This window comes from Mycetocola sp. JXN-3 (assembly GCF_014522285.1).
GTDB lineage: Bacteria > Actinomycetota > Actinomycetes > Actinomycetales > Microbacteriaceae > Mycetocola > Mycetocola saprophilus.
The window spans coordinates 404,501-417,702 of sequence record NZ_CP041635.1; the positions used below are offsets into that span (position 1 = coordinate 404,501).

The 13,202-nt window shown below is 60.4% G+C and carries 9 protein-coding genes; all 9 read left to right on the forward strand.

What is annotated here, in order from left to right; all coding sequences use genetic code 11:
* Positions 1-56 precede the first annotated feature (56 nt).
* The 9 genes from C7C57_RS01925 to C7C57_RS01970 all read left to right on the forward strand — a co-directional run bounded on the left by C7C57_RS01925 (position 57) and on the right by C7C57_RS01970 (position 13,199).
* Positions 57-338 carry a pyrophosphorylase gene (locus tag C7C57_RS01925; protein WP_187977398.1) on the forward strand — a complete coding sequence of 94 codons (282 nt, stop codon included), beginning with the start codon at positions 57-59 and terminating at the stop codon, positions 336-338.
* A gap of 143 nt (positions 339-481) precedes the next feature.
* Positions 482-6,508, forward strand: a complete 6,027-nt coding sequence (locus tag C7C57_RS01930; protein WP_187977399.1) for a DUF6531 domain-containing protein — start codon at positions 482-484, stop codon at positions 6,506-6,508.
* Complete coding sequence (locus tag C7C57_RS01935; protein ID WP_187977400.1) at positions 6,505-6,972, forward strand: hypothetical protein; 468 nt, start codon at positions 6,505-6,507, stop codon at positions 6,970-6,972. The genes C7C57_RS01930 and C7C57_RS01935 overlap by 4 nt, the downstream gene beginning before the upstream one ends.
* 406 nt (positions 6,973-7,378) lie before the next feature.
* On the forward strand, positions 7,379-7,900 hold the full coding sequence (locus C7C57_RS01940) for a hypothetical protein (RefSeq protein ID WP_187977401.1): 522 nt from the start codon (positions 7,379-7,381) through the stop codon (positions 7,898-7,900).
* A 1,581-nt stretch (positions 7,901-9,481) separates the two neighbouring features.
* Positions 9,482-9,973 carry an RHS repeat-associated core domain-containing protein gene (locus tag C7C57_RS01950; RefSeq protein ID WP_187977403.1) on the forward strand — a complete coding sequence of 164 codons (492 nt, stop codon included), beginning with the start codon at positions 9,482-9,484 and terminating at the stop codon, positions 9,971-9,973.
* On the forward strand, positions 9,970-10,716 hold the full coding sequence (locus C7C57_RS01955; protein WP_187977404.1) for a hypothetical protein: 747 nt from the start codon (positions 9,970-9,972) through the stop codon (positions 10,714-10,716). The genes C7C57_RS01950 and C7C57_RS01955 overlap by 4 nt, the downstream gene beginning before the upstream one ends.
* A 3-nt stretch (positions 10,717-10,719) precedes the next feature.
* On the forward strand, positions 10,720-11,163 hold the full coding sequence (locus C7C57_RS01960) for a hypothetical protein (RefSeq protein WP_187977405.1): 444 nt from the start codon (positions 10,720-10,722) through the stop codon (positions 11,161-11,163).
* 408 nt (positions 11,164-11,571) lie between these two features.
* Positions 11,572-12,042: a hypothetical protein gene (locus C7C57_RS01965; RefSeq protein WP_223144778.1), complete on the forward strand. Its 471-nt coding sequence runs from the start codon at positions 11,572-11,574 to the stop codon at positions 12,040-12,042.
* Between the two features lie 539 nt (positions 12,043-12,581).
* Complete coding sequence (locus C7C57_RS01970) at positions 12,582-13,199, forward strand: hypothetical protein (RefSeq protein WP_187977407.1); 618 nt, start codon at positions 12,582-12,584, stop codon at positions 13,197-13,199.
* Positions 13,200-13,202: the final 3 nt, after the last annotated feature.

Consider the following 13,202-nt stretch of genomic DNA (forward strand, 5'->3'; position numbering starts at 1 on the left):
TTCGACCCCCGGGGGTGTGTAAACGCGGGGGATCACCGAGATAGGGAGGGGCAATTATGTCTCGCGTATTGTCAACCGAGCAGGCGAAAACCGCTATTCAGCAGATCCAGGCGATCATCAATGGCGGCTTCACTGATCAGATCAACCAGCTGGACGCGCAGGGTCGCGTCCTGTCCGACCCCAACGTCTGGGATGGCCCGCTGGCCGCTCAGTTCCGGGGTACGACCTGGCCGGAAACCAAGAGCGCGCTGGACAAGGCGCGCACCGAGCTTGAGCAGCTGCGTGGCCAGCTGAACCAGATCTCGCAGAACATTTTCTCTGCGGGTGGCGGTAACTAGCTTTTTCCGGCGGTGTTCTCGTCCATCATGTCCGCTTTGGCGGCATGGCGGACGGGAACACCGTTTTTCTTCGGGACGGGTGTCTCGATCTAGTTTTTAGTTTCGAAACGGGGGTTTCGAAACCGTGGCAATGGGGGTTTCACATGGTAAGCGAGAAAGAACTCGGCGTTTTTAGCAAGGACGTCACCTTTGATTTTGGGACGGCCGATGCGCTGATCGGCGCATTTAACGCCGCCGCGTCCCAGGTGTCGGGGCAGGGCGGCTCGCGTGGCTCCCTGGTGGCCACGGCCGGTACCGAGTTTCGTGGGGTGTTTGCCGAGCTGTTTCAGCAGAATGCTCGCACGGCGAGCACCGACCGGGAAAACCTAGCCGCCCGACTACGCGAGGTCGCGGACGGAGCGCGGCAGCTCTCCGATGCGGCAAGACGAGAGAACCAGCGTCGGCGTGCGGCACGCGAGTGGAAGAAGCGCGTGGAGACTCGCCGCGCCAGATTCATTGATAGCGCATGGGATTTCTTTGCCGGTGAGGAAGCGCCTCCGGTAGGCCGTCCCGAGGCCCCGGTACAGATCTCCCGCTCATCCTCGGGCAACGGCAACCGTGAAACCCCGGCACCGGGTTCCGGTGGCGGAGGCAGTGGTGGCCTAACGGCCGCGCGCCCGAGTGACCTGCGCACCTTCGCGACCGGCTCCGCCAACCTCAACGCGGACCTCGCCGGTAAGCCCGGATCGCTGCGTTCACACCTGGCCGATTTTGCCGCACGCTGCACCCACGGTCGCCTGTCCGCGGACGGGGTTGTGACCGGGTTTGAACGCTGGTTGGCCGCAAATGATCAGGACGTCGCCTGGGCCACAACTATCGCCAACGCCTTTGCCGCCGCCGGTGGCGAGGGAAACATTTCCCGCCTCGCCGACTCCGCCCTGCTGGCGGCCCTGAGCTCGGCGGGCGTGGCCGCGCAGCGCGAGGGCATCGTGATCGAACCGGCCCAGGCATTTGGCGTGCCGCCCACCACGGGCTTCACCAACGATCCGGTGAATACCTCCACCGGCAACTTCCTGGAAACCGAGATCGACCTGGGGTTTATCGGAGCATCAGCGTCGCTGGTTGCGTCCCGCACGTACAACTCGCTCGACCTGGGCGCGGGGGCGTTCGGACCGGGATGGGGCTCGATTTTTGATACCCGGCTCGACCTGGGCGACGAGGGTGCATCGATTGTGCTGCCCGATGGCCGCACCCAAAACTTCCCCCGCCTCGGCGACGGCTGGGACCGTGCCGTGGCGGAGAACGCGTGGCTCACGCGGGAGGCACCCGGGACCGCATGGCTGGCTGGCGACGACGCCGAAGTCCTTGTTGTCCGTGACAACGCGGGTTCCCGGTGGATTTTTAGCCCGGGTGGTGCCTGGCTGGGGCAGGATGCCGGTCCGGGCACCGCCGTGCGTACGCGCCGCGATTCCGAGAACCGGATCACCGAGGTTGAGCACGAGCGCGGACGATCGTTCCGGGTCGAGTGGTCGGATCAGAAGGTCGTGGTTCTCGCCGCGAGCGATGGTCGCCGGGTCGAGTTTGGCTATGCCGAATCCGGCGAGCTCATCTCCGCTCAGGGCCCGGGTGGCACGCGCCGTTACCGCTGGAATGAAGACGGCATTCTCGATGCGGTCTTCGATGCGGCCGGTCTCTGCGAGGTGGAGAACACCTACGATTCCTCCCGCCGGGTAGCATCTCAGATTTCCCCGTTTGGTCGGGTAACCCGATTCGCCTATTTGCCGGGCCGCATCACCGTGGTATCGGATGAGGACGGCACCCGCTCGAACACCTGGATCGCCGATTCCCTGGGGCGTCTGGTTGGGGTCATCGATGCGCATGATGCGCGTCAGAGCATGGCGTTTGACCGTAACGGAAACCTGGTTTCCGCCACCGGACGAGACGGACAGGTCACCGTTCACGGGTATGACGCCCGTGGCCGTCGCACCCGGACCGTCACCCCTCAGGGGACCGATCTCACGTTTGGTTACGACGAGTTCGACCGGGTCACCACGGTGGTGACCGAGTCCGGTGGCACCGTGACCTACGAATACGCCGGCGATGCCGAGCGTAACCCCGCCCTGGTGATCGACCCCGAGGGTGGTCGCACCGAGCTGGAGTGGCAGGGCGCGAGTCTGCGACGGATTACCGATCCCGAGGGCGTGGTGGTCACCTTCGGCTACGACGAGTTCGGCGATCTGATCAGCACCACCAACGCGATGGGCAATGTGGCCAGGATCGAACGCGATCAGAGCGGTCGCATGATCGCGGGGATCAGCCCCGGGGGTGCCAAAACCTCGGTCCGATACGACGCCGCGGGCAACGTCATCGCTCGGCAGGATCCGGACGGCGGAATCACCCGATTTGAGTATGGGCCCGGTGGCGCGCTGAGTGCGGTGACCGACCCGTTGGGTGCGCGCACCGAGATCGAGGCCGGTCCGCACGGCCAATCGGCCCGCGTGATCGATGCCCTGGGCAGGGCAACGCTGCGGCACTTTGACGACCTGGGTAACGTGGCCGGGCTCGAGTTGCCGGGTGGGCTGCGGTGGAGCTTTGTGCACGATGAGCTCTCCCGCCTCACCACCATCACCGATCCGTCCGGGGAGAGCTGGCGGCGCGAGTATTCGATGACCGGTGAGCTCTCGGCACTGGTGGATCCGACCGGAGTACGCCGCGAGATCAGCACCGATCTGGCAACCTCCACGGTGTCGGTCCGCGATGCGTTTGATCATTCCAGCGTGCGTTATGACGGTTTTGGCCGCCCGGTCGCCGCGGAGGGCGCGGATGGGAGCACCGACCTGGTCACCTATGACCTGTGCGGACGCCCGATCGAGCTGGTGGACGCCGATGGAGGACTCACCCTGCTGCGCCGCGATGCGGCGGGACGGGTGATCGAGCAGGTCACGCCGCTCGGTGCGACCAGCCGGTTTGAGTACGATGCGGCGGGCCGTGCCGTGTCGATGGTTGACCCCGCCGGTGCCCGCACCCGACTGGAATACGATGCCGATAGTCGGCTGAGCGCCCGGGTGCTGCCCGGTGGTGATGTCGAGCGTTTCGAATACGATTCCTCCGGCCGCCTGATTCGGCATACGGTCCCCGGCCGCGGTCAGACCCGGATCGGGTATGACCGGGCCGGACGGGTGGTCCGGGTGTCGGACGGCTGGCATGGTTCGCGCCGTTTCCGCTACGACCCGGTGGGTCAGCTGGTGTCCGTGGTGAACGGGGTCGGTGCGGAAACCCGTTTCGAATACGATGACGCCGGGCGCGTGGTGGCGACGATCGACCCGCTGGGCGGCGTGGTGCGTCACGAGTACACTCCGACGGGCCAGGTGTCCGCGGTGACCGATCAGCTGGGTCGGCGCAGTAGCGCCGGGTACGACGCCGCCGGCCGCCAGCTGTGGCAGGAAGACCCGGATGGGCGCCGCACGAGCTGGGGATATGACGCGGCGGGCCGTCAGGACTCGCTCAGTGTGGACGGGCGTGTGGTCATGCGCTCGGAGCGCGATGCGTCCGCCCGCACGGTGACAATCACGGACCTGACCGCCGGCGAGGCTGCCTCGGTGACGCACCGGTTGGAGCGCAACCGCCTCGGTCTGCTGGTGTCGCGAACCCGCGATGGTGTGGGGATCTCCTGGGAGTATGACGCCGATGGTCGCCGGGTCGCGATGGTCGCCCCGGACGGGGCACGCACCGAGTATCGCTATGACGCCGCGGGTCGGGTCAGCGCGGTTTCCCATCCGGTTTTTGGCGTGATCACGTATGAGCGTGATGCGGCGGGTCATCTGCTGCGGGCGGTCAGCGCGGGCGTGACTCAGGAGTGGGAGCTGAGCGCGGGCACCATCGTGGGGCATCGTACCCAGACGGTCACGCCGGGTACGGGTGAGTCCGAGGACTCGGTGGATGTCGCGACGACGCGTGTGGGCCGGGACGAGAACGGCCGGATTCTCTGGGTCGGCACGGATACCGAGGTGTCCCGCTATGAGTATGACGGGGCCGGTCAGCTCACCAGTGTGCGTACCGAGGGCTCGGTCGAGGCCACCGGTGTATCGAGTGTTTCCTGGAGTTTCGACGCGGTGGGCCGGCTGGTATCGGAGACCCGGGTGTCGGGTGCCGAGCCGGGTGGTGTGCCCGCCGCGGGCACTGAAACCGTGGTGCCGTCGGTGGTGTTTGCCTACGATGCGGCGGGTCAGCTGCTGTCGCGTTCGGTTGCCGCACATGCGAATGTGTCGGGTGTGGATGCGCCGGGTGTGACGCGGTTTAGCTATGACGGTTTGGGTCGTCGGGTGCGGCAGGTAGGCCCCGATGGCGGGGCCAGGTTGTGGTTGTGGTCGGAGCTGGGATCGTTGGCGGGTGTGCGGGACGTGCGTCCGGATGGTTCGGGCATCGAGACCGTGTTGTCCGTTGATGTGCTGGGGGAGCTGTCCGGGCTGGGTGTGCGCCGTTTCCAGGCGGATGACAATGCCGGCGCTGCCGGAGCTCGGGCCGCCGTCGATGGTTCTACCGCCGATGCTGGTTTCGGTGGTGACCCTGTCGGGGCCGGGGCCCACGGTGTCGATCCGAGTGCTGGCGCTGTTGGTGCGGGTGTTCCGTTGGCGGGCTGTGCGGTTGATGTGCCGGTGTGGTGGGATTCTGCCGCGGGGTGGCCGGTTTTGGTTCAGGTGGGCTCGGTTCCGGTTGGTGTGTTCCCGGGTGGGATCAGCCGGGTGGGTATCGTGGGTTCGGCCGATGCGGGGCTGGCGGGTTCGCCGTCCGTCGGGTCGTCGGCTGTCGGTTCGCCTGGTTTTGATTCGTCTCCCGTTGGTGGGGCCTCGATGGGGTCGGCTTCTGCTGGCCTGTCTTCTGCGGGCTTGTCGTCTGCTGGTTTGTCTTCGGGTGGTGTGCTGCCTGGTGGCGGGTGGCGTGGTGTTCGGGGGAGTGTGGCATCAGACCCGTGGATGGTGGTTCCGGGTGTTGATCTGTCCGGTTTGTCCGCGGGTTCTGCGGGGGCCGGGGTCGCGGAGCTGGATGCGTTGTTTGGCGCGGCCGGTGTTGGGGCTGGTTTGTTTGGTGTGACGGGTTCTGGCGGGTTGATGGTGTCGGGGGCCGAGTGGATGGGTGCCAGGGTGTATGACCCGGCGTCGTTTGGGTTTGTGTCGACTGATCCGTTGCCCGGAGTGCTGGGGACGGGGTGGTTGGGTAACGGATATGCGTTTGTGGGTAATGATCCGTTGCATGCGGTGGATCCGTGGGGGTTGCGTCCGGTGACGGACGCGGAGTTGCAGGCGTATGCGAGTGCGCATAACGGTGCGATCGCCAAGGCCGGTGAGTGGATTGGCGATAACTGGGAGTACATCGTCGGAGGTGTCGCGATTGTTGCCGGTGTGGCGTTGATGTTTACCGGTGTGGGTGGGCCGATCGGGGTTGCATTGATTGGTGCGGCTTCTGGTGCGCTGCTCAGTGGTGGTATTTCGGTGGTGTCTCAGAAGGCTCAGAATGGTTCTGTTGATTGGGGCCAGGTTGGTGTTCAGGCCGTGATTGGAGCGGCCACGGGAGGTGCGGGCGGCGCAATTTCGGCTGGCCGTGCGGGTGTCTCGGTGGCGGCGAACGCGGGGCGTAATGTGGTGTCTTCGGCGCGGAGTGTGGTGAGTTCGGGGGCCGGGTTTGTGTCGTCGGTTGGCGGCAAGATCGGGACGTATGTAACGTCGGTGGCGACTCGACAGACGGCTATAGACATGGGGTTGAATGCGGGTGTTGGTGGGGTGGGAAACCTTGCGACGTATTTGGTGAGTCCAGGGAACAAGGATATTGGTGGCGCGTTTGCGGCGTTGTCTTCGGGTGTAGTCTCGGGCGGGCTGACATCGTTAGCAGGACCCTTAGCTGACCCTATTAAAGCAGAGCTTGGCCGGAAGATCACGCAGAGTGTGCTTGCGGCGGGAGGCAACGTCGGGGGTAGTGTGATGGAAAAATCTTTGACTGGGCAAGGGTATGACGGATTCGATCTTTTCTGGGATGCAAGTATCGGGGCGGGTACAACTCACCTACCGGACGCAAACAAGCTATCTCAGGGGGCACCGTCCAAGGCCGATGTCGCGGGGATGCTCGGGATGGGACAGGTTGTGGATTGGGCTGGTGAAGGTCTGCATATGGTTTATGACAATTTTTTAGGTAAATGATGAGTGAAAAAGAACAATCAAAGAATCGGCCGACGGAACAAGAGCGATTTGAGGCCAGAACGGCCGAGGCCTTGGCAAACCCTAAGCTAGCGGAGGAGAACCGGCGTGTGGCGAGACTTGCTATGCGCTGGGCTTTGATCACGGCAATTGTGGGGGCCGCACTAGTTGTGGTGGCGATGTTTGTGATCCCGTGGGGCACGACGATTGAGGTGAGCGGGCGAGCCAGTCGGACGCGCAATATGCCCATTTTCTCGGCGTTTCTTTTCCCGCTGCTCTTTGCTGGGTTCTGGCTACAAATGAGAAATTCGCAGAAGAAGATTAAGGCGGGAACGGCTCCCCCGGATATTTCTTCTTATGGCGCGCTGAAATTCTTTAAGGTCTTAGGCTTGTTGACGTGGGCGTTTTTCTTGGGTGGCGAGCTGTATTGGTTGAGCGGGTTCTTCCGCGCGGCTTATGGCGGCTAGCGTGTGAGGTTTTTGATTGTCTGACCGAAAGCAAGACAAACATCCGAACGTGTTAGTCGTCGTGCCTGAATTCCGAATTCGGAGGGTTTGGAATGGCCCAATTTCGCAGTTTCGTGGACGCATTTATGAGGTCGAGGTTACGCCCGGGGGAGCATCTGTGCCGGCCTTTCGAGTTCGCACGGAGTTTCCGCTGGCTCTGATGAGCGCGACTACGTGGCCTTCACCGCTTTTGACTGATGAGGGACGTATTTCAGAGCGTTCTGCTAAGCGGCTGATGGCGCAGGCTGACTCTGGCCGGTGGAGCTCAAATCCAGACGGCCCATTTCGAGGCAAGTGGGTTTCTTCGTCGCCTGAATCGCATAGGGAAGTAATAGCTGAGTCTGAGTTACATGCGTACTCGAACGTCATGGATGCGCAGTGGGTTATCGCATGGTTTAGGACATTTTTGACCGAGGGCGATATCCGCCATACTTACGATCTGCTTGGTAAACACGAGGTTGCAGCGGCGATTATTTACGTTGCCTCTGCAGTGGTTGCTGAGGGCGTTTGCATTCCACTGAGGCTTGTGTCTGCTCTGTCACGGGTTGCAGCGAGGAATGGTGTTCCCGCTGATGTACTTGACCCAGTTTTTCTCCAGGTTGCAGATAGCGATTCGGCTTGGGCTTGGGCACATACGTTGAACCTGCCGAGAGTGAACATCAAACGTGTCGAGAGTGCTTCTCGGTTCACCGGTGGGCGCGTCAACGTGGAGTACACCGGTGTCGGCCATGAGCTTGTCGATTGGTCTCGAGAAATGGAAATTGACGAGGCGGTCTTGGGGGAGTGGCTTGGCCGTGAGTTTGCGCGACGTGTTATTCGCCGCATTGCTGTTCTCGAGCGCCGAGAAAATACCGGGTGGGTCTCTTTGTTTCACGAGGATACGGTTTAGATAGGCATTCGTGTCCAGAGACGATTACGGTAAGACAGGTGCTGTCGTGTTCGGGGGCGGGAAAGACTCGCATTGCCATGACGTGGGGCGGGGCTAAACGACGCATTGGCAACGCTAGATGGAGGGGAGGGGGCACTTGAGTGGTGTCGATAGCCGTGATGAGGAGCGTGCTGCACGGAGGATCGCTGCTTCTGATCCTCGGTTGGTGGCAAAGAACGCGAAGCCCTCCCGGTTTTATTTGCGCTGGTTCACCGTGTTGACGGTTTTCGGGTTTCTCCTTGCCATCGTGCCTTGGGGAACGACTATTCAGATTTATGCAAGGGCGGGATGGAATCTCAACGTTCCGATCTTTACCGCGCTTATGTTCCCGATAGTTCTTTTGTCGTTTGTCAGATCGGCGCGCAGAGATGTGAAAAACAAGCTCGTGTCCAGTGACAGCTAACGAATTTGTATCGAACCTATTTGGATCGGATTGAAATGCGCAGATTCACTACGTCGCAGGTCAGAAAGGGACAACCGGCCAAAAGCCTCAAGGGTTATTTTCTTTTCGGGGCACTGCTGCAAATTTTGATACTTGGTTTACTCACTTGGCATATGTGGGGGATCGGGTGGCTTAGCGCGGCTCTCACTGCAATTGTCGGAACCAGCTACGGTTATCTAATTGTTCGTTTTCGACCCCAGAGACGTTGGCTTTTTAACCTGCTCATTTTGGGCGCTGCCGCTGGTTTCCTAGGCTTGTTATCTGGATTATTTTTTAAGCCGGTTGGATCTTTGCACCTGAACTGGTTTGTTGCAGTAAGCCTTGGCCTCACCTTGGCCACATTGGATGAGGCTTGGTGGAGGCGATCTAGGAAAAAACTTTAGGTGAGGCCAATAGCACGCCGAGTACCTCAAACTTCTTAATGTATCGCTCTGGCACTCGCATTACGAGAGAACCTTTGGAACGATTCATCGAACGGGTAAATGGACTGGATGGCGCTAAGTACACTCGCGTGAGTGCGCTTCGAGACGAGGCACGCCTAGATGTTTGCGGTGATTCGAGGAGCGTGATGGTGGTGTATTACTCCCCGGTGCAGTCCGATGAAGATTCTTGGAGCCTCCTGACTACTCCGGACTCGGACAACGAGGTCTTGAAGGTGCCGGTCGATGAATACTTTGTTGCGCTTGAAAAACGAGAATGCACGGACCTAACCCGAGCGTTGCAAGCCGCGGAGTTTTTTCTCCGCACAGGTAAGCCTGACCCAAAGTTGTCGTGGGAAACCTCTGCTGAAGTATCGAATAAGCGGTTGATTCGTCCGTAGTAGCTTGTTGTCCCACCACAGACGTTACGTCAGCGTCAATCGCGGAACCTGCGGGCAACGCTTACTAGGGTGGGCATTCGCTCGGGTCGTCCTGGTGCGCCCGATCGAACCGGTGTGGTGGGATTCTGCTGGCGGGTCGTCGGCTGCTGGTTCGCCTGGTCTTGAATCGTCTCCCGCTGGTGTGGCCTCGACGGGGTCAGCCTCTGCTGGCCTGTCTTCTGCTGGTTTGTCTTCGGGTGGTGCGTTGCCCGGTGGCGGGTGGCGTGGTGTTCGGGGGAGTGTGGCATCAGACCCGTGGATGGTGGTTCCGGGTGTTGATCTGTCCGGTTTGTCCGCGGGTTCTGCGGGGGCCGGGGTCGCGGAGCTGGATGCGTTGTTTGGCGCGGCCGGTGTTGGGGCTGGTTTGTTTGGTGTGACGGGTTCTGGCGGGTTGATGGTGTCGGGGGCCGAGTGGATGGGTGCCAGGGTGTATGACCCGGCGTCGTTTGGGTTTGTGTCGACTGATCCGTTGCCCGGAGTGCTGGGGACGGGGTGGTTGGGTAACGGATATGCGTTTGTGGGTAATGATCCGTTGCATGCGGTGGATCCGTGGGGGTTGCGTCCGGTGACGGACGCGGAGTTACGGGCGTATGCGAGTGCGCATAACGGTGCGATCGCCAAGGCCGGTGAGTGGATTGGCGATAACTGGGAGTACATCGTCGGAGGTGTCGCGATTGTTGCCGGTGTGGCGTTGATGTTTACCGGTGTGGTGGGCCGATCGGGGTTGCATTGATTGGTGCGGCTTCTGGTGCGCTGCTCAGTGGTGGTATTTCGGTGGTGTCTCAGAAGGCTCAGAATGGTTCTGTTGATTGGGGCCAGGTTGGTGTTCAGGCCGTGATTGGAGCGGCCACGGGAGGTGCGGGCGGCGCAATTTCGGCTGGCCGTGCGGGTGTCTCGGTGGCGGCGAACGCGGGGCGTAATGTGGTGTCTTCGGCGCGGAGTGTGGTGAGTTCGGGGGCCGGGTTTGTGTCGTCGGTTGGCGGCAAGATCGGGACGTATGTAACGTCGGTGGCGACTCGACAGACGGCTATAGACATGGGGTTGAATGCGGGTGTTGGTGGGGTGGGAAACCTTGCGACGTATTTGGTGAGTCCAGGGAACAAGGATATTGGTGGCGCGTTTGCGGCGTTGTCTTCGGGTGTAGTCTCGGGCGGGCTGACATCGTTAGCAGGGCCAATGACGAAGGCCATTGACCTTGGATATTTGCGAAATTCACTACAAATAGGCATTGCCGGAACAGGAAATGCGATCGGTGGATTCATGGAGAAATCGTTGAACGGCCAAGAATACGATGGCTTCGACGCTATCTGGGACGTTGGCACCGGGGCAGGAGCATCATATATCCCCGACGCGAATCAGCTATTCAAAGGTTCCCAGACGAAAGCTGACATAGCGGGGATGCTGGGTTTGGGACAAGTCTTGGACTGGGCAGGGGAAGGTTTGCACCTCGGTTACGACAGAATGCTAGGAAAATAATCTATGGATGAGAACGCTAACTCCCCTCAAAAGAACAGGCTTGAAGAGCGCGCAAAAAGGCAAGCGTTGCTTGCGACCGATGCTCGTCTGGTAGAGAAAAGCAGCCGGCTTTCGCGCTTTTATCTCAGGTGGTCAATCGCATTCTTGATCGCGAGCGTGCTCTATGCGGTCATCGCGATGATCGTCGTTCCTTGGGGTACCACGATTCAGGTCCATGCGCGGGGCGACCGAGTCTTGAACGTACCTATTTTCACAGCACTCATTTTTCCTGCGCTAATTGCGACGTTTGTCAGATCCGCGAAACGAGACGTCAGACAGAAAGTGATCTCGACTGATGCGGGGTGGATGGGCACCCATATCGTCTCCAATTTGATTCTGGCACTCATTATTCTGGGAGAAATCTACTGGATTGGCGGGTTCTTTGCGGCAGCCAACTCATCGGGGTAAAACTGATGCGCACTGCTGGGTTGGTCGCGTGGCCATTAGCGCGCACTATCGGATCGTTTGGGAGCGGATGCGCGTTGGTTCTCTTCGGATGGAATCAATAGTTATTGCGATTCTGCATATTCATGAATCGCGACCCAGCAGTTTGTCCGTGGCGGGATATCCTTTTAGGAAGTATGCCGGGGTAGAGCGCTGGAAGAATCATTGACCGGGCAAGGGGATGACAGATTCGATCTTTCTGGGATGCAAGTATCGGGGCGGGTACAACTCACCTGTCGGATGCAAACGAGCTATCTCAGGGAGCATCGTCTAAGGCAGGAGCATCGGGGATGCTCGAAATGCGACTGGTTGTGGACCGAACTGGGCTGGTGAAGGGCCGCTTATGTTTCACTACACCGTTTTGGGAAAATGATGAGTGAAAAAGATCGAACGAATAAACAACTGAGTGAGCAAGAGGAATTTGAGCGACGAGTAGCCAAAGCCCTGGCGAATCCGGAGCTTGCGGAGAAGAATCGTCGTCTGGCGAAACTTGCGATTCGGTGGTCTTTGGTTTCTGCGATCGTGGGAGCCGCGTTGGTCGTGGTAGCTATGTTTGTGATCCCGTGGGGCACGACGATTGAGGTGAGTGGGCGAGCCAGCCGGACACTCAATATGCCTATCTTCTCGGCGTTTCTTTTCCCTCTGCTTTTTGCGGGTTTTTGGTTGCAGTCGAGGCGAGCTCAGAGGAAGATTGCGGCAGGTGAAATGCCTCCTGATACTTCCTCGGAAGGAGTGTTGCTGTTTGGGAAAATCCTGGGCTTTTTGTTGTGGGCGTTTTTCTTTGGTGGCGAGCTGTATTGGTTGAGCGGGTTCTACCGGGCCGCCTTTGCCGGTGCTGGATAAGACGCGGAGCAACTCATCGGCGAGGGGGGGGAGACATGGACGGACCGAGTCGTGCCGATAGGCCTGCCCTCGCCTGTCCACCGGCCTGAAGACGTTATCGCACCGCACGGCCAGGGTAGGCTGAAAACAGTGACCACTTGGCTATTCGGGGGAATAATCAACATGAGCGAACAGACATCGCCCGCACATTCGGATCTGAGCGGCCATAAGCTCTCGAAGCTTCGAGGTGCCAGAACAGACACCGGTGACGCTGTGCGTCACCGGACGTACACCGATGCGTTTCGTCTGCAGATCGCGGGGGACCCCCACTTCGACGAAGCCGCAGCTGAGTGATGCGCTTCCTCGCGCCCTCCGAAAAGCATGTGGCGAAGAGACGCAGGCGGCGTGCTGGTCCCGGTGTCGGATCGACATTATGGGGCATGCTCTGCGCGGCCATAATGGTAACGCTTGGCGTCATCTCCCTGTGGCCCACGAGCCCGGCATGGACCGTTGGACTGTTCTGTGCAGGCACGCTCTACGGAGCACTGTTTATTCGATTCATGCCCACGTCGCGTCGGCGAACATCCCTACTTGTTGCGCTGATGTTTGCGATATTTCTGGCGTTTAGCTTTGCCGCGCCTAAACAGGCGTTCAACCTGATTTGGTTCTTTTCGTGTTTTCTGGGCATGGGGTTTTCCGGCCTGTTCCAGAGGTCGGTGCATACTCCCCGGAGCGCTCCCGGGTCGTTTATCTCCACCGAAGACCCCGACCGGTACATGATCTATCTCCATGGCACGCGGGCGGTACGCGAACCCCTTACCGGATTCATCGAACGGGCCTCCACGCTGGATGGGAACAAGCGGTCGCGAGTGAGCGCGCTTTCCGGAGATGCAAGGCTCGATATTTGTGGAGACGCCAACGGCGCGATGGTGGTGTATTTCTCGGCCGACGATGCCGATGAAAATGCGTGGAACCTGCTCATCACGCCGGATGGCGGCGACGATGAAGAAGCCGTCAGAGTCGACGCGCTCACCGTGTATCTCAGCCGGAGGGAGACAACCACCCTGGAACCCGCGCTGCGCGCCGCGTCCTACTTTCTTCGGACCGAAACCAAGGATCCGAGTCTGAACTGGTTCGCATCCCCTGAAAACTTCAACAAACGAATTGTCCGGCCCTAACCG

What these genes read in the sequence shown, in the direction of transcription:
- C7C57_RS01930 (WP_187977399.1), top strand. Translation starts at nt 482, where the DNA reads ATGGTAAGCGAGAAAGAACTCGGCGTTTTTAGCAAGGACGTCACCTTT.
- C7C57_RS01960 (WP_187977405.1), top strand. Translation starts at nt 10,720, where the DNA reads ATGGATGAGAACGCTAACTCCCCTCAAAAGAACAGGCTTGAAGAGCGC.
- C7C57_RS01925 (WP_187977398.1), top strand. Translation starts at nt 57, where the DNA reads ATGTCTCGCGTATTGTCAACCGAGCAGGCGAAAACCGCTATTCAGCAG.
- C7C57_RS01970 (WP_187977407.1), top strand. Translation starts at nt 12,582, where the DNA reads ATGCCCACGTCGCGTCGGCGAACATCCCTACTTGTTGCGCTGATGTTT.
- C7C57_RS01935 (WP_187977400.1), top strand. Translation starts at nt 6,505, where the DNA reads ATGATGAGTGAAAAAGAACAATCAAAGAATCGGCCGACGGAACAAGAG.
- C7C57_RS01940 (WP_187977401.1), top strand. Translation starts at nt 7,379, where the DNA reads ATGGATGCGCAGTGGGTTATCGCATGGTTTAGGACATTTTTGACCGAG.
- C7C57_RS01965 (WP_223144778.1), top strand. Translation starts at nt 11,572, where the DNA reads ATGAGTGAAAAAGATCGAACGAATAAACAACTGAGTGAGCAAGAGGAA.